This window comes from Corynebacterium argentoratense, assembly GCF_021491455.1.
GTDB lineage: Bacteria > Actinomycetota > Actinomycetes > Mycobacteriales > Mycobacteriaceae > Corynebacterium > Corynebacterium argentoratense_A.
Genome location: NZ_JAKETN010000001.1, coordinates 89157 through 106219, shown reverse-complemented (window position 1 = coordinate 106219; position 17063 = coordinate 89157). Strand labels below are relative to the sequence as shown.

The 17063-nt window shown below is 60.4% G+C and carries 16 protein-coding genes; 11 read left to right on the top strand and 5 right to left on the bottom strand.

What is annotated here, in order from left to right:
* Nucleotides 1–33: 33 nt before the first annotated feature.
* Both L1C91_RS00480 and L1C91_RS00475 read left to right on the top strand, forming a co-directional pair.
* Nucleotides 34–618: a YbhB/YbcL family Raf kinase inhibitor-like protein gene (locus tag L1C91_RS00480; protein WP_234857505.1), complete on the top strand. Its 585-nt coding sequence runs from the start codon at nt 34–36 to the stop codon at nt 616–618.
* A gap of 70 nt (nt 619–688) precedes the next feature.
* On the top strand, nt 689–1120 hold the full coding sequence (locus L1C91_RS00475) for a hypothetical protein (RefSeq protein ID WP_234857504.1): 432 nt from the start codon (nt 689–691) through the stop codon (nt 1118–1120).
* A 198-nt stretch (nt 1121–1318) separates the two neighbouring features.
* Here L1C91_RS00475 and L1C91_RS00470 read toward each other — a convergent pair whose 3' ends face one another.
* From L1C91_RS00470 to L1C91_RS00455, 4 genes are read right to left on the bottom strand one after another with little or no spacing between them, the layout of a single operon-like run.
* A complete protein-coding gene (locus tag L1C91_RS00470) occupies nt 1319–1576 on the bottom strand; it encodes a hypothetical protein (protein WP_234857503.1) in 258 nt (85 codons plus the stop codon).
* A complete protein-coding gene (locus tag L1C91_RS00465; protein WP_234857502.1) occupies nt 1576–2676 on the bottom strand; it encodes a quinone-dependent dihydroorotate dehydrogenase in 1101 nt (366 codons plus the stop codon). Before L1C91_RS00465 ends, L1C91_RS00470 begins: the two co-directional genes overlap by 1 nt.
* A 34-nt stretch (nt 2677–2710) precedes the next feature.
* Nucleotides 2711–3880 carry a hypothetical protein gene (locus L1C91_RS00460; protein ID WP_234857501.1) on the bottom strand — a complete coding sequence of 390 codons (1170 nt, stop codon included), beginning with the start codon at nt 3878–3880 and terminating at the stop codon, nt 2711–2713.
* 10 nt (nt 3881–3890) lie between these two features.
* Nucleotides 3891–4847 carry an aldo/keto reductase gene (locus tag L1C91_RS00455; protein ID WP_234857500.1) on the bottom strand — a complete coding sequence of 319 codons (957 nt, stop codon included), beginning with the start codon at nt 4845–4847 and terminating at the stop codon, nt 3891–3893.
* A gap of 73 nt (nt 4848–4920) precedes the next feature.
* Between L1C91_RS00455 and L1C91_RS00450 the strand changes: the two genes are divergently transcribed.
* The 9 genes from L1C91_RS00450 (at nt 4921) to L1C91_RS00410 (ending at nt 16179) form a co-directional block, all read left to right on the top strand.
* Nucleotides 4921–5820, top strand: coding sequence for an undecaprenyl-diphosphate phosphatase (locus L1C91_RS00450; RefSeq protein ID WP_234857499.1), 900 nt, complete (start codon nt 4921–4923; stop codon nt 5818–5820).
* A 10-nt stretch (nt 5821–5830) separates the two neighbouring features.
* Nucleotides 5831–7126, top strand: a complete 1296-nt coding sequence (gene mshC, locus L1C91_RS00445) for a cysteine--1-D-myo-inosityl 2-amino-2-deoxy-alpha-D-glucopyranoside ligase (protein WP_234857498.1) — start codon at nt 5831–5833, stop codon at nt 7124–7126.
* Entirely contained in the window at nt 7126–7503 is a 378-nt protein-coding gene (locus tag L1C91_RS00440; RefSeq protein WP_234857497.1) for a hypothetical protein, read from the top strand. The genes mshC and L1C91_RS00440 overlap by 1 nt, the downstream gene beginning before the upstream one ends.
* Nucleotides 7504–7600: 97 nt before the next feature.
* Nucleotides 7601–11203 (top strand): methionine synthase, encoded by a 3603-nt coding sequence (gene metH, locus L1C91_RS00435; protein ID WP_234857496.1) that lies wholly within the window; start codon nt 7601–7603, stop codon nt 11201–11203.
* A gap of 11 nt (nt 11204–11214) precedes the next feature.
* Entirely contained in the window at nt 11215–11892 is a 678-nt protein-coding gene (locus L1C91_RS00430; protein ID WP_328219557.1) for an HAD family hydrolase, read from the top strand.
* A 10-nt stretch (nt 11893–11902) separates the two neighbouring features.
* Entirely contained in the window at nt 11903–12166 is a 264-nt protein-coding gene (locus L1C91_RS00425; protein ID WP_020976261.1) for a phosphoribosyl-ATP diphosphatase, read from the top strand.
* Nucleotides 12167–12276: 110 nt separating this feature from the next.
* Nucleotides 12277–13128 (top strand): ATP phosphoribosyltransferase, encoded by an 852-nt coding sequence (gene hisG / locus L1C91_RS00420; protein ID WP_234857835.1) that lies wholly within the window; start codon nt 12277–12279, stop codon nt 13126–13128.
* A 171-nt stretch (nt 13129–13299) separates the two neighbouring features.
* On the top strand, nt 13300–14856 hold the full coding sequence (aspA, locus tag L1C91_RS00415) for an aspartate ammonia-lyase (RefSeq protein WP_234857495.1): 1557 nt from the start codon (nt 13300–13302) through the stop codon (nt 14854–14856).
* Between the two features lie 12 nt (nt 14857–14868).
* Nucleotides 14869–16179, top strand: coding sequence for an anaerobic C4-dicarboxylate transporter (locus tag L1C91_RS00410; RefSeq protein WP_234857494.1), 1311 nt, complete (start codon nt 14869–14871; stop codon nt 16177–16179).
* Here the strand turns inward: L1C91_RS00410 and L1C91_RS00405 are convergent.
* A complete protein-coding gene (locus L1C91_RS00405; RefSeq protein WP_234857493.1) occupies nt 16176–17036 on the bottom strand; it encodes a RecB family exonuclease in 861 nt (286 codons plus the stop codon). The two genes, L1C91_RS00410 and L1C91_RS00405, sit on opposite strands and share 4 nt — an antisense overlap.
* Nucleotides 17037–17063 lie beyond the last annotated feature (27 nt).

The following is a 17063-nucleotide window of genomic DNA, read 5'->3' as shown; positions in this document are numbered from 1 at the left end:
CTGTAGGCCACGTTTTCATGCACAATGGGATGTATGTCTACTAACTCTGATCGTCCTGATTACGTCGACCCGCGCTTCCCGGGCCCTGATCCTTACGCAGCGCTTGGCGAGCACCCCTCGTTCCCCTTGAGCTCCACCGATTTCAACAACGGTGACAAGTTTGGCCCCGGGATCGTCGCCACTGAAGATAACCCCGGCCTCTCCCCACAGTTGAGCTGGTCGAACCTCCCCGAGGGAACCAAGTCCATCGCCATAACCTGCCTCGACCCCGACGCGCCGACCGGCTCCGGATACTGGCACTGGGCAGTATTCAACATCCCGGTAGAGGTCAACGAACTGCCCACGGGAGCAGGCTCCACCGCTGCACTCGAGCGGATCAGCTCAGTTGATGGCGCTGAGCGCATCGTGACACTCAAGGGCGACTCTGGTTTGCGCCAGTACTTTGGCCCCATGCCGCCCGCCGGGCACGGCCCGCACCGCTACCTCTTCGCCGTGCACGCCGTGGACGTTGAAACCCTCGATATTGACCCCGACGCAACACCGACCGTGCTGGGCTTCAACCTCTATTTCCACACGCTCGCTCGTAGCATCGCGTGGGGTTGGTACGAAAACGACTAGCACCTGATTCCGAGGCGCGCGGCAGCACCAACTAAAGATGCTTGTGTGTCGCGCGCTACACTAGGGTGCTATGTCACAACGTCGCCACTCCGCAGACCACCCGCAGCAACACCATGTCCCCTCTAACGCCAGCAGTGCCAACGTCCCCATGGCGCTGCGCATCGGCGGGGCGTTCATCACCCTTGCGGTCATGTTGTTGCTGCTGTTGTTTGTCCAGATTTTCACTCAAGGCTGGATGGCCCCTTTAGTGATCACACCGGGTTTTGTGCTGATCGTCGTCGCGGCGCTGCTGTTGGGCGCCTTCGGTGGTGTCCGTTCGGGCGATGCGGCATCCCGCAGCCGCGTCATCGCTTTGGGCCTGGCCGTGGCCATGGTGTTGTTGTCACGGCTCCTTCGCAGCCCCGTGCTCATGGTGATGGATCAGTACTGGATCATCATGTACGCGGGCATTGTGTTATTGGCGGGATTGTGGCTGCGCCGCTCCGTCATCCCGCAGGACTAGACCAGCGAGCCAACGATCATCCCGCAGCTGACACAGTCCAGCCACCAAAGCGACCAATAAGGGGTGTCACCACAATGATCGGCAAGTACATACCGATCATGTGCATTTGGACCAGGTGCGCGATGGTGCTCCCTGAGTGATGGTGTGTTTGCGCCGTCAGAGGCCCTGCTGTCATCAGGGCCGTCATGGCTACGCAGCTCAGGCCACTGCCAGCAGCCCTGCGATGGTGAACATGCGACGTGGACCGTAAACGGCGATGAGCCTCACCCCAAACTTTGCTGCGAACAAAATGCCGCAGCCCATAAGTGCGTAGGCAGATGTTCCACCGAAACTGGTTCCTGTGAGGGAATGCCCATTGTAGACGGTGACGGTCAGGTCAATGCTGAATGCAAGAAGCCCTAGGGTGTAGAGAACAGAGGAGCGGGCAATGTTTGCCGTACCCGCCCCGGTGCACATTAGTCCACCCAGTCGAGGCCGCAGCCGACGGCCTCAGAAATCGAATCGAAACCGTGGGCATCGAGCTGCGTGAGCAAACCAAGGTGAATGTCCCGAATCCAATCGGGGCCGCCATAGATGAACGGAGTGTAACCCTGCAAAAGGGTGGCTCCGGCAGCGATGCGCTCCCATGCAGCCTGCGGAGTGTCGATTCCGCCGACTCCGATCAACACGAGTTTGTCCCCAACACGGGCGTAGAGCCGCTTGAGCACCTCGAGCGCGCGAGCAGCCACCGGCGGACCGGAGATACCGCCAGCCCCCATGGCTTCAACCTGGTCGGCCGGGGTGTTGAGCCCTTCGCGGGAAATGGTGGTGTTGGTTGCGACAATGCCCGCCAGTCCCAATTCGACAGCGAGATCTGCCACAGCGTCGACGTCTTCATCGCTCAAGTCCGGGGCAATCTTAACAAGCACGGGGACGTTGGTAGCTTCCTGCACGGCGCAGAGAATTGGCCGGAGAGATTCCACCGCCTGCAGATCACGCAAACCCGGCGTGTTGGGGGAGGACACGTTGACCACCAAGTAATCAGCAAGGTTGCCCAGCAGCGTGGCGCTGCGACGGTAGTCGTCGACAGCGCCCTCCGGGGGCACCACCTTAGTCTTGCCGATGTTGATTCCGATGACGTCGTTGGACTGTCGCCGTCGCAGATTGTCGGCTGCGGCAGCGGCCCCCTTGTTGTTGAAGCCCATGCGGTTCAGGATCGCCTTGTCTTCAGGCAGTCGAAACAGTCGGGGGGTGGGGTTGCCGGGTTGTGGGGATGCGGTGACGGTTCCGAGTTCGGCGAAACCGAAACCGATGGGGGACCACACGTCCGCAGCAGAGGCGTTTTTATCGAAACCGGCCGCCAAGCCCAGCGGGCGCGGGAAGTGGACTCCGAACACCTCCTGTGCGAGGCGCTCGTCGTGCACGGGAAGCATTTTGTTGAGGATGCGGTTGACCGGCGTTGCCCAGTGGAGCGCGGACAGCCCGTCGTTCATCAGCACGTGGATGCGTTCGGGCTTGAGTTGGAACATCGCCTTGAGTGCGAGCGAGTAGGCCTTGGTGCGGATGGGGTGTGCCATAATGGTCGACTTTCGGATGGGTTCTACTAGGCTGTTAGGACTTCTTCGCTGCATCGACGTCTTGTTCGCCGATCTTCTGCAGCTGTGTTGCGCTGGCTGCAAAGAGATTTCCTTGGGCGTCAACACCGAGCTGTGCGACATCGGGGATGGAATCAAGCCGCGCTACTTCCTCCGGCACACCTGAGCTGATGTCGAAGCCCTGCACAGCGTTGGTACCGGTGGATGCAACCCACACGAGCTGCCTCTTGGCGTCCCATGCCAGCGCGTAGGGGCTGTCGTCTACGGGGGCTACTTGGTGCAGCATCACGATGGGGCTCATGGTGTACACGTTGAGGCGGTCGCCTTCGGTGTCTGTTGCGAAAATGACGTCGCGGGCAACTCCGGTCGCACCGACGGCCTGGCCTACTCCGGTGCCCACGCGCAGTGCTGCGCCGCGGGTGTCTTTCTCCAGGTTGAGCTGCTGGATGGCTGTTTCGGAGCGGTTGATCGCCGCAATATTTCCCCGATCGCTGCTGGTAGCCACGAGTTGGTCGGGCACCCGGTCGATTTTAAAGGTGCTTGCTTGCCCAAGCTCTCCACCACTATTAGCAGTGACGTCGCGGTAAACATCAACCTCCAGGGATTGATTGTTTCCGGCAGCTAGGACCCCATCGACGGTCAGTGCAGCGGTGGTGTAGGTCTTATCACCGGTGTCAAGGCGGGTGTCGGTCCCGGCTGCGGCATCGATCAGGTGAATACCGTCGTCGCAGGCGATCACCAGGGTCGAAGCCTTCGCACCGCCGTTTTCGTCATTACTGCCTCCCGCCGGGGTGTAACCCACGCTGGGCTCGCCGCAGTGCGCATCAATGGTGATCTCTTTAGCTTGAGGGGTGTCGCTTCCCAGCGCGCCGCCGCTCGCCACCTCGGTTGTGGGGAGAACAGTCAGCACTGTTGACGCCGCGTCACCTCCAGCCCGCAGCACCGCGACGTCATCAAGAATGTTCATGCCGGCTAGAGCACCGTCGACTACCTCACCAGCCGGAGTGCTATCCGATGGGGAAGCCACGGGTGTGGCGTGTCCGAGCTCGCCGGGTTCCTCCAAACCACCGGGCATCTGGGTGCACGCGACCAACGACACGCTGGCCAATGCGACCGAAGCCAAAGAAAGTGCGGTGGGATGCAATCGGAAGGAGGAAAAAGCGCGGGGAAGCCTGCGTGTCTGCATGGAGCTAACTTTACAACGTGATGTCATCGAAGGCTTCGCTGATGGCCTGTGGCACGCGGATGTCTTCCGATGCGATGTATTCGCGCATCTGCTCTACCGTCTTGGGCCCCACAATCGCGCTGGTCACGCCGGGCCGGTCGCGCACCCACGCGGTGGCCAACACGCTGGGCGGGTACCCCAAACCGGAGGCAGCTGTCGTCAAAGCATCGACGATGGCATCGTTGCGCTCCTCGAAATACAGTTGGACCTCGGCGCCACGGTGGGCGTCTTCAGCACGCGCCCCGTGGGGAATGCCCGACCGGTACTTACCAGTCAGCACGCCCTGGGCTAGGGGAGCGGCGGCAAAAAAGCCCATCTCCATGTGGCGTACCGCAGGCAACAATTCTTCTTCCGGCCGCCGCACAAGCAGGTTATATTCAGCCTGCGCGACGATCAACGCCGACCCACCCGATCCGCGCGCAGCACTAATCCCGGCGGTAAGCCCCAACTGCCAACCGCTATACCCACGCACACCGGCGTAACGAACCTTGCCGCTGCGCACCGCATACTCAACAGTGTCGACGACCTCCGCGGCAGGGGTTTTCGCGTCCCAAAAGCCAACGTTCCAAATATCAACGTATTCGCGCCCCAGCGCCCGCAGCGTTCTATCCAAGTCGGCCAGTAGCGTGCGCCGGGAACAATCCACTCGGCGGCCCAACGGCTGATGCGGGTTCACACCCGCCGCGGTCGAAATCACCACGGTGTCCTGTACGGCCGCAGGCAATTCTCCCACCAGTGCCCCCAGCATGGCCTCCGAGTTACCTTGCTCGTAGGCGGGGGAGGTTTCCACCAGGCAGCCCCCGGCGCCCAGGAATTCCGCAAGAATGCGGCGGGCCTCATCCTCCGCGACGTCGGCACCCCAACCGCGAGTGCCTAAACCCATGCGTGACACACGCAAACCACTGTTGCCAACCAAGCGCTGTCTCATGAGGCTCAACAATAGCGAACAATGCACGCAGGCTAACCTCCCGTAGGCCCCCAGACTGGTAGCGTGGCTTGGCGTGAATGAAAGCGTAACCAGTATCCTCGCTGCCACCGACGCCGCGCACAGCACCGACGGCGTCACGTGGGCACAAACCATCATTTTGTCGATCGTCCAGGGCTTAACCGAGTTTCTGCCCATTAGCTCCAGCGGGCACCTGCGTATCGTGTCAGAACTGCTGTGGGGTCGCGACGCCGGCGCCTCCTTTACCGCGGTGATCCAGCTGGGTACAGAAGCTGCGGTGCTGGTGTACTTCTGGAAGGACATTTGGCGCATCCTGACCGGCTGGTTCAAAGGCCTAGCCAACAAGGAGTTCCGCACCGGGCAAAATGGCTTGGACTATCGGATGGGGTGGATGGTTATCGTCGGTACGCTGCCTGTGTCGATTATTGGCTTCCTCGGCAAGGACTACATTCGGGAGGCGTTGCGGAACCTGTGGATCACCGCCGCTGTGCTCATCGCGTTTTCTTTCGTGTTTATCGCCGCGGAAAAGCTGGGCACGAAGCAGCGGGAGGAAAAAGACCTCACAATGAGAGACGCGATCATCATGGGCTTGGCCCAGTGCTTGGCGCTGATCCCGGGTGTGTCGCGTTCGGGCGGCACTATTTCGGCGGGCATGTTTGTGGGCTTGTCGCGTGAGGCCGCGGCCCGTTTTTCCTTCCTTTTGGCGATTCCTGCGGTGTTGGCGTCCGGTTTGTTTAGTTTGAAGGACGCCTTCGCACCTGAGGCTGGCCAGGCGGCGACGGGGTCGCAACTGTTGGTGGGTGTGGTCATCGCTTTCGTGTTGGGTTACGCCTCGATCGCGTGGTTGTTGAAGTTCGTGTCTAGCAATTCCTTCAGTTGGTTCGCGGCCTACCGCATCCCCGTGGGGCTGCTGGTGATGGGCCTGCTCGCTGCTGGCGTGTTGTCGGCAGGCTAAGCTGTAGCGCATGCATTCGTGGTCTCGACCGTCTTTACCTGATTTTTCCCCCACTCTTCTGTCTGATCAGCAACTGTCGTTGTACGATTCGGCTTCGCAGACTGTGCGGGAAGTCAAGGCTTTTAGTGATGACGCCGCGGGGGCTGTTGCGGGCATGTATGTCTGCGGCATCACCCCGTACGACGCCACGCACTTGGGCCATGCCGCTACCTATGTGACTTTCGATCTGATCTACCGCATGCTGCTCGCGCAGGGGATAGACGTGAGGTACGTGCAGAACGTTACGGACGTGGATGATCCACTGTTTGAGCGTGCAGAGCGTGACGGTGTTGATTGGCGCGAGTTGGGTTCTTCGCAGATCCAGGTGTTCCGCGACGTCATGGAGCAATTGTATGTTCTACCGCCGGCGGCATTCGTTGGTGCGATGGAGTCGGTTGATGAGGTCATCGACATGGTGCAGAAACTGCTCGACAAGTCCGCGGCGTACCAGGTTGGGGGCGAATACCCGGACGTGTATGCGAAGGTGGGCGCCACCAAGCAGTTTGGTTACGAGTCGCATTATGACCGTGAGACCATGGAGGCGCTGTTTGCCGAGCGCGGGGGAGACCCCGATAGGGAGGGCAAGCAGGATCCTTTGGATGCGCTTTTGTGGCGTGCTGCTCGTCCCGGTGAGCCATCGTGGGAGGCTCCGTTTGGTGCGGGGCGCCCGGGTTGGCATGTGGAGTGTTCGGCCATCGCGATGAACCGTATTGGTTCTGTGTTTTCCATCCAGGGTGGCGGTAGCGATTTGATGTTCCCGCACCACGAATTCTCTGCGGCGCATGCGGAGGCTTGCTACGGCATTGATCGCATGGCGGGCCACTATGTGCACGCGGGGATGATCGGCTTGGATGGCGAGAAGATGAGCAAGTCGCTGGGCAACCTGGTGTTTGCCTCCAGGTTGATTGAGCAGGGTGTGGACCCTTCGGCGATTCGTTTGGGTCTGTATGCCAGCCACTATCGTGATGATCGCCAGTGGTCGACTGAGGTTCTTGACGCCGCGATCGAGCGCTTGCAGCGGTGGCGTGAGGCCTTCAAGCTGCCGGGTAGCGTGCAGCGCGATAGGGCGATGGTTCGTGGCGTGCACGCGACGTTGGCTAATGATCTGGACACACCACGGGTGTTGTTCTTGATTGACCAGTGGGCGGATGCCCGCTTTGAACAGTCTGCTGCTGGTGATGCGGCGGATGCTGCTGCTTTGAGCGAGTCCTCCGAGCAGGTTGCGCACGCTCTTGAGGCCCTGTTGGGCGTAAGGCTGGTGCCCTAATGGCCCGTTTCCCTTTTGAATTTATGCAGTCGTTTATTGATGAGTTCACCGAGCAGTTGGAGGCCTTCGGTTCGGGTTCTTATCTATCGGAGGACGATCGTGTTTTCTGGGATCAGCCTTTTAATCCGGCTGTTGTGCCGGAGTTGAGGGCTATCTTGTTGGACTTTGCTGATGCGCTGCCCGATGAGGATGCGCCTGCGGAGGCGTGGGATGCCTGGATTGCGCCTTTTGCTGCAGCTGTTGATGCCTTCAATGCCAAGCATGATTACGCGGTGGTCGAGTTGGAGGAAGAGGACGATCTGCGGCAGTGGATTGCGCGCATGGGTCAGGCCCGCGGCGTCGAGCTTGATGTTGATGCGATCGAGTTTCGACCCTAAATAGGTGCGCGCCCGAAAACCCCGCTTGATGTGGGGTTTTCCCTTTTTACAGCCCCGATGACAGCCCCTCGAAGAAAATGGACTAAGCTGTCTACTCATGGCTTTGAAAACCCGCACTGAATTCCTGGATGCCCTTTCTACTCGTGTGCTCATTGGCGACGGAGCGATGGGTACTCAGCTGCAGGGCTACGACCTGGATGTCGACAAGGATTTCCTAGGCCTTGAGGGCTGCAATGAGATCCTCAACGACACCCGTCCCGATGTGTTGCGAGAAATCCACCGCGCCTACTTTGAGGCCGGCGCAGACTTGGTCGAGACCAACACCTTCGGCTGCAACCTACCCAACCTTGCTGATTACGGCATCGAGGATCGCTGCCAGGAGCTGGCTTACAAGGGCGTGAAGATTGCCCGCGAGGTAGCAGATGAGATGGGCCCTGGCCCCGACGGTATGCCTCGTTTCGTGGTGGGTTCGCTCGGCCCGGGCACCAAGCTGCCTTCCCTAGGCCACGCACCCTATGAGGACTTGAAGGCGTACTACATCAAGGCCGCACTCGGCATGGTCGAGGCTGGCGCGGATGCAATTTTGGTGGAAACCGCACAGGACTTGTTGCAAGTCAAGGCCGCGGTGTTGGGCTGCCACGAGGCCTTCGAACAGGCCGGTATTCGCCTGCCGATCATCTGCCACGTGACGGTGGAGACAACCGGAACCATGCTGTTGGGTTCAGAAATCGGCGCGGCGCTCACCGCTCTTGAACCTTTGGGTATCGACATGATTGGCCTGAACTGTGCCACCGGCCCCGCGGAGATGAGCGAGCACCTACGCTACCTCTCGCAGCACTCCACCATCCCTGTGTCCGTCATGCCTAACGCCGGTCTACCGATCTTGGGTAAAAACGGCGCAGAGTACCCCTTGACTGCCCCGGAGCTTGCCGAGGCCCTCCAGCAGTTTGTCACCGGCTATGGCCTGTCTATGGTCGGCGGCTGCTGTGGTACGACACCTGCACACATTTCCGCAGTCCGCACCGCCGTGTTGGGTGATGACGCCACCCCTGCCGCCATCAAGGCAGACAGGCATCCGGACACCAGCGACCACGTAGCCAGCTTGTACACCAGCGTCCCGCTGACCCAAGACACAGGCATCACCATGATTGGCGAGCGCACCAACGCCAATGGTTCCAAGGCTTTCCGCGAGGCAATGCTGGCGGGGGACTGGGAAACATGCGTCGATATTGCCAAGCAGCAGACCCGCGACGGCGCCCACATGCTGGACTTGTGCGTGGACTACGTGGGCCGTGATGGCCGCGAGGACATGGCTACGTTGGCTGGTTTGTTGGCCACTAGCTCGACTTTGCCGATCATGATTGACTCCACCGAACCGGAGGTCATCCGCGTTGGGTTGGAGCACTTGGGTGGACGCTGCGCGGTCAACTCGGTCAACTTTGAAGACGGCGATGGTCCGGATTCCCGCTACCAGCGGATCATGCGCTTGGCTAAAGATCACGGTGCGGCAGTGGTGGCCCTCGCGATCGATGAGGAAGGCCAGGCTCGCACGGCCGAGAAGAAGGTGGAGATCGCCAGCCGGCTTATCGAAGACATCACCGGCACATGGGGCCTACGCCAGCAAGACATCATCGTCGACACGCTGACCTTCCCCATTTCCACTGGCCAGGAAGAAACCCGCCGCGACGGTATTGAAACGATCGAGGCGATCCGTCAGCTCAAGGCCAAGTACCCGGACGTGCACACCACGCTGGGCTTGTCCAATATCTCCTTCGGCCTCAACCCGGCTGCCCGCCAGGTACTCAACTCGGTGTTTTTGAACGAGTGCATCGAAGCCGGCTTGGATACAGCCATCGCGCACTCCAGCAAGATCCTGCCGATGAACCGCATCGACGAACGCCAGCGCGAAGTGGCCCTCGACATGGTCTACGACCGTCGTCGGGAAGGCTACGACCCCCTGCAAACCTTCATGGAATTGTTTGAGGGTGTCTCCGCGGCGTCAGCAAAAGATGCGCGTGCGGAAGCACTGGCCGCGTTGCCTTTGTTTGAGCGCCTGTCCCAGCGCATCATCGACGGTGAAAAACAAGGTCTCGAAGCGGACCTCGACGCAGGTATGCAGGAAAAAACACCGATCGAGATCATCAACCAAGACCTGCTGGACGGCATGAAGACGGTGGGCGAGCTATTCGGGTCGGGCAAAATGCAGCTGCCGTTCGTCCTGCAGTCCGCTGAGACGATGAAGGCTGCGGTGGCCTACCTGGAGCAGTTCATGGAGGCTAGCGATAACACCGGTTCGAAGGGAACCATCGTGCTGGCCACCGTCAAGGGCGACGTGCACGACATTGGTAAAAACCTGGTGGACATCATCTTGTCCAACAACGGCTACGACGTGGTCAACCTTGGCATCAAGCAGCCAATTTCCACCATTATTAGCGCGGCGCAGGATGCTGGCGCGGACGTCGTTGGAATGTCCGGCCTGCTGGTTAAGTCCACCGTGGTGATGAAGGAAAACCTGGTGGAGATGAACACCGCCGGTGCGGCAGATATTCCCGTCATCCTCGGTGGTGCGGCGTTGACGCGTACCTATGTGGAAAATGACCTCACAGAAATTTACGAGGGCGACGTGCACTATGCCCGCGATGCTTTCGAGGGCCTGCGCCTGATGGATGAGATCATGGCGTTGAAAAAGGGGGGTTCGACGACTGAGCAAAGCGCCGAGGCACTCGAGGCTGCGTTAGCGGCGCAGAAGAAGCGCGCGGAGCGCAAGGCCCGCCACGAACGCTCGAAGAAGATCGCAGAAAAGCGTAAAGCGGAGGCAGCCCCGGTGGAGATTCCGGAGCGCTCCGACGTGGAGGTTGACGTTCCCATCGCGACCCCGCCGTTCTGGGGAACCCGCATTGTCAAGGGCCTACCCTTGGCCGAGTATCTGCCTAACCTGGATGAACGCGCGCTGTTCATGGGCCAGTGGGGCCTGAAGCCGACGCGTGGGGGAGAGGGCCCCAGCTACGAGGAGCTCGTGGAGCAGGAGGGCCGCCCACGCCTGCGCTACTGGATTGATCGTTTGAAGTCCGAGGGCATCCTGGACCATGCGGCCGTCGTCTACGGTTTTTTCCCCGCGGTCTCCGAGGGCGACAGCGTGTTGATTTTGGAGGAACCGCATCCTGACGCCGCGGTGCGCGCGCGTTTCGACTTCCCCCGCCAAAGCAGGGGCCGCTTCTTGTGCATTGCGGACTTCATCACCAGCCGGGAGCGCGCGAAGGCTACCGGCCAGGTCGACGTCATGCCTTTCCAATTGGTCACCATGGGCCAGCCCATTGCGGACTTCGCTAATGATCTGTTTGCCCGCGATGAGTACCGCGATTACCTGGAGGTCCACGGCCTTGGCGTGCAGCTTACGGAGGCATTGGCCGAGTACTGGCATGCGCGCGTGCGTGGAGAGCTCGACTTGGGCAGTGGTGTGAAGGCCGGCGACTTTGATGCTACAGACCCGACGCGTTTCTTCGACCTGGAGTATCGCGGTGCCCGTTACAGCTTTGGCTATGGTTCCTGTCCCAACCTGGAGGATCGTGCCACCATGGTCGAGCTTCTCGAGCCAGGCCGCATTGGGGTTGAGCTGTCTGAGGAGCTTCAGCTTCACCCGGAGCAGTCGACGGACGCGTTCGTTCTCTACCACCCGGAGGCTAAGTATTTCAACGTGTAGTGTGAGGGATCGTGAGGTCTTTTAGTGCTGTTTTCTGGGACATGGATGGAACTCTGGTCGACTCCGAGCCGCTGTGGAGTATCGCGACCTTTGAAATGAGTGAGCGACTGGGCCGCCGCCTCACCCCGGAGCTGCGGGAGCGCACGATCGGCGGGTCGTTCCGCAACACGATCGCGATCGCCGCTGAGCACGCTGGCGTTAAGCTCAACGAGCAGCTCATTGCAGACAATTACCGCTTTACCGTCGAGCGCATGCAGGAGCTATTCGCCACGAGGTTGACGCTGAACCCGGGGGCGCGGGAGTTGTTGGAGGCCCTGCGGGCTGAGGGGGTACCCATGGTGTTGGTTACCAATACTCCGCGTGAAATTGCGGCCGGATCTATCCGCGCGATCGGCGAGGATTTCTTTGTCCACGCTGTCTGTGGTGATGAGGTGTCGGCGGGTAAGCCTTCGCCCGAGCCGTATCTGCACGCCGCGCGTCTGTTGGGGGTAGATCCCGGCACATGCGTGGCCTTCGAGGATTCGGCGACCGGCATACGTTCTGCGGCCGATGCTGGCTGCATCACCATTGCTTTGCCGGAGCATGATGACGTCGCGGTGCCTGCGGGAGTGCGTACGCTACAGCAGCTGCATGGCTCGCGCACGTGGGTTGGGGTTACCCCTGCCGACATTGAGAAGTGGGTCGTCTAGACTTGTTCGGGTGAAGAATTTCGATAGCCTCTTTGAGGAACTCAAGGCAAAAGTCGCTAACAACGAATCTGATTCCGGCACAGTGCAGGCCGTGAACAAGGGCGTTCACCATATCGGCAAAAAGGTTATCGAGGAAGCTGGCGAGGTCTGGATCGCTGCGGAATACCAGTCTGATGAGGAAATGGCCGAGGAAATCTCGCAGTTGATGTACTGGACTCAGACCCTCATGTTGGCGCGGGGTATCGAACTCGACGACATTTACAAGTACCTCTGATTTTTGTGGCTGCGTCGCCGGTGTGTGGCGCGCCGTTTGATGCCCTCGTGCTCGGAAATGGCTGTGCGTTGGCGAAGTGTTAACAACGAAAAGGACTTCTCGTGTCTGAAATTCTCAAAGTAGCTGTGCCCAACAAGGGTTCCCTGTCCGATGCGGCTATGGAGATTCTCCGTGAGGCGGGGTACCGCGGTCGAGGTGATTCGAAGGCGCTGACCGTGGTGGATAAGGCCAATGGGGTGGAGTTTTTCTTCCTACGCCCCAAGGACATCGCTATTTATGTTGCCAACGGCCACCTTGACCTGGGTATCACCGGCCGCGACTTGGCGGGGGATTCTTTGGCTGAGGTTGAAGAGGTGTTGTCCTTGGGCTTCGGGGCGTCGACCTTCCGCTACGCTGCCCCGAAGAACAGCGGGTGGAGCGTTGAGCGTTTGGGCGGCGCACGCATCGCGACGTCATACCCAAATTTGGTGAAGAAGGATCTGGCTGCCCGCGGGTTGGATGCGACGGTGGTGCGTCTGGATGGTGCGGTGGAGATTTCCATCAAGCTGGGTGTGGCCGATGTGATTGCCGATGTGGTCTCCACGGGCCGCACGTTGGAGAAGCAGGGCCTGGAGCCTTTCGGTGAGCCCCTGGTTGCGTCTGAGGCTGTAGTGGTGGGGCGCTGCGGTATTCAGCTGACCACGGAGATGCGGGTGTTGCTCAACCGTATTGAGGGTATTTTGCACGCTCAGAATTACCTGATGCTTGATTACAATGTGCCGCGCACGAAGCTTGATGACGCCGCGAAAATCACCCCTGGCGTGTCGGCTCCGACTGTTGCGCCGCTTGCGGATGAGCAGTGGGTTGCTGTGCGTGCGATGGTTCCGCGGGCGGAGGCTAATGATGTGATGGACCGTCTGCTGGATCTTGGGGCGAAGGCTATTTTGGCAACCGAGATACGTATTGCTCGTTTGGGCGGGTAGCCCTGTGCTTGGCGTGGGGGTAATTCTCTTGCACGCGGGCCAGCTAGCTGAATCACAGTTATAGTTTAAGCCTGGCCCTAGGCCCACCTTTGGGGGTGAATTCCTCTCAAAGTGGGCCTTTTGTTTTGCCAAACCCTGGCATAGCCGCCCGATCACGTTTAAGCTCGTGGCATGGCTACCAAGAACACCAAGAAAAACACCACGGCCGAAAGCACCGAGAGCACAGCCGAGGGCACCTCAACCACCAAGGCTGAGTCCAAGCAGACCCCCGCCACCACAGGCCCCGCCGCTTCCCAGTCGAAGGCCCGCGATGGCTACCGCCTGGAAGTCGACCTGCTGGGCGAAATGGAAGTCCCCAACGACGCCTACTACGGTGTCCACACTCTCCGCGCCGTCGACAACTTCCAGATTTCCCGCACCACCATCAACCAGGTACCGGAATTCATCCGCGGCATGGTTGCAGTCAAGAAGGCCACCGCCCTAGCCAACCGCCGCCTGCATACCCTGCCGAAAGAAAAGTGCGACGCCATCGTGTGGGCCTGCGACGAGATCCTCGACAAGGGCCGCTGCATGGATCAGTTCCCGATCGACGTGTTCCAGGGTGGTGCCGGCACCTCGCTGAACATGAACACCAATGAGGTTGTTGCCAACCTTGCTCTCGAGCACCTGGGCTATGCCAAGGGCCGCTACGACATCATCAACCCTAACGATGACGTCAACATGAGCCAGTCCACCAATGACGCGTACCCTACCGGCTTCCGCCTGGGTGTTTACGCGGCTATGGAGGAGCTCATCTCCAAGATCGACCTGCTGCAGCAGGCTTTCTCCTCCAAGGGCACCGAGTTCGTTGACATCTTGAAGATGGGCCGCACCCAGCTGCAGGACGCCGTTCCGATGACCCTGGGCGAGGAGTTCCATGCTTTCGCACACAACCTCGCCGAAGAGCAGGCCGTGCTTCGTGACGCCGCCGAACGACTGCTCGAGGTCAACCTGGGTGCCACCGCTATCGGTACCGGCGTGAACACCCCCTCCGGCTACCGCCACCAGGTCACCGCAGCGCTGTCCGAGGTCACCGGCCTGGAAATCAAGTCTGCTCGTGACCTGATCGAAGCCACCTCCGACACCGGCGCCTACGTGCTGGCCCACGGCGCAATCAAGCGTGCGGCAATGAAACTGTCGAAGATCTGCAACGACCTGCGCCTGCTGTCCTCTGGTCCCCGTGCTGGTTTGGGTGAAATCAACCTCCCGCCCCGCCAGGCCGGTTCCTCCATCATGCCTGCGAAGGTCAACCCGGTTATCCCCGAAGTGGTCAACCAAGTGTGCTTCAAGGTCTTCGGTAACGACCTGACCGTCACCATGGCTGCGGAGGCCGGACAGTTGCAGCTCAACGTCATGGAGCCCGTCATCGGCGAGGCCCTCTTCCAGTCCATCCGCATCCTCGGCAACGCCGCGGAAGCTCTGCGCGAAAAGTGCGTCGAGGGTATCACCGCCAACGCTGATGTCTGCCGCGCTTACGTGGAGAACTCCATCGGTATCGTCACCTACCTCAACCCCTTCATCGGCCACCACAACGGTGACCTCATCGGTAAGGAAGCCGCAGCGACGGGCAAGTCGGTTCGCGAACTGGTGTTGGAAAAGGGCTTGATGGATGAGGAAACCCTCGATCAGGTGTTGAGCACCGAGAACCTCATGCACCCGATCTTCCGCGGGCAGCTCTATCTCGATTAGGCCCAAGCACCAATGCTCACAGCGCTACATATCGCAATTGTTCTAGCAGCAATCGTCATCGGCGCTCGCCTCGGCAGCATCGCCATCGGCTTCGCCGGCGGACTCGGCGTACTCCTGCTTGGGCTCACGGGTGTTCCCGTCAGCCGCGAGGATATTCCTTTCGACGTCATCGGCATCATCATGTCGGTCATCGCCGCCATCGCCGCGATGCAAAAGGCCGGCGGCATGGACTATCTGGTTGCCGTCGCAGAAAAACTCCTGCGTAAAAACCCCAAGCACGTCACCTACCTTGCGCCGGTCGTCACCTACCTGATGACTGTCCTGGCTGGCACAGGGCACACCGCCTTTTCCACCCTGCCGGTGATCGCGGAGGTCGCCAAGGAAGGCAAGGTCCGACCCTCGCGCCCACTGTCGGTCGCGGTCGTCGCCTCTCAAATGGCGATCACTGCCTCGCCGATCTCCGCAGCAGTCGTGTTTTTGGCCTCAATCCTGGAGCCCCACGGCGTCGGCTACCTCCAACTACTTGCAGTAGTCATTCCTGCGACCTTCCTCGCGATTTTCCCAACAGCATTCGTCGCTAACCGCCTGGGCAAAGACCTGGAGGATGATCCGATCTACCAGCAGCGCCTAGCAGCCGGCCGAGTGAAAGAACCCACGGGCGCGTCGAACTACACGCCCACCAGGGAGGCCAAGTTGAGCGTCGGACTCTTCCTCGGCGCCATCGTCATCGTGATGGCCTACGCCACCGCCATCTCGGAACAGGTGGGGCTGATTTCCGACCCAACGCTGCCGCGTAACGAAGCAATCATGAGCCTCATGTTGGCCACCGCCACCGCGATCGTAGTGTCCTGCAAGTTGCATGCTGCAGACATCTTGGATACTCAGGTCTTCAAGGCCGGCATGTCAGCCTGCGTGTGTGTCATGGGTGTCGCGTGGCTGGGGACGACGATCATCAATGCCCACATCGACTGGATTAAGGAGTCTGCGGGCTCCGTCATGCAGACCCAGCCGTGGATGCTCGCGGTCGTGGTGTTCGCAGCGGCGGCCTTGCTGTACTCGCAGGCGGCTACCGCCAAGGCGCTCATGCCGGCAGCGCTCGCGCTCGGTGTGTCGCCGTTGACCGTCGTCGCTTCCTTCGCCGCGGTGTCCAGCCTCTTCGTCCTGCCGACCTACCCGACGCTCTTGGCTGCGGTCGAAATGGACGACACCGGCTCTACCCGCATCGGCAAGTACGTGTTTAACCACAGCTTCATCATCCCCGGCACGATGTGCATCGCCCTGGCCGTGGTGTTTGGCTTCGCCATCGGCTCCATCGTGCTCTAGGGGCGCACAAATTCTGGGGGATTTCCACCGAATTCGGGGCATAGGCTCTGGTGAGGGCACCAGCCGCAAAGTTTGGAGGTTTTCGTCTTAAATTGTCCGGCTTCGATGTCTGCTTGGATCTTCGCCCACAGGTCGGCCAGGTCACGCTCGAAGTACTCGAGTTCCTCCTTAGAAGGCGCCAGGAACATGGAGTCCATGACCTTTAAGTACATCAACCGCAGTTGGTCGGGAATGCGGCCGTAGAGACGCCAGTAGACCAGCGCGTAGAAACGCATTTGGAACTTCGCTTGGTCGGAGTAGCGGGGGAGAGGCTTCTTGCCCGTCTTATAGTCGACCACCCGGACCTGTCCGGTCGGCGCGACGTCGACGCGGTCTATGAAGCCACGCACAGGCACACCATTGGGCAGCACGGTGTCGACGTACATTTCTGTGGCGTAGGCGTCGAAGCCTTGGGGGTTTTCCATCTCGAAGTAGCCGCGCAGGAGGCTTCGGCATTCCACCAAAAAATCGTAGAGTTCCTCCTCTGGTACCAGCTCGAGGAGGTCTTTGTCCTTAGCGCACATGTCGGCCCAGGTGGGTTTGAGCTGTTTGACGGCGGCGGGGTAGAGGCGCTGCTCGCGTGGCAGCTTATGCATTTCCTCTAGCACGGCGTGCACCAGGGTGCCTTTTACTTGGGCGACGGTTTTGGGCTCGGGGAGGCGGTCGAGTGCGCGGAAGCGAAACAGCAGCGGGCACTGGAGGTAGTCGCCGCAGCGCGATGGCGACAGGGCTAGGGGCGCGCGTTTACGCTTTTTGGTGGGCGCAGCCGCGCTGCTGTTGGTGGGTTCGTCGGCGGGGGCACTGTCGGCGCTAGGCATGGTTGCTTATTCTACTGGCTGTGCAGT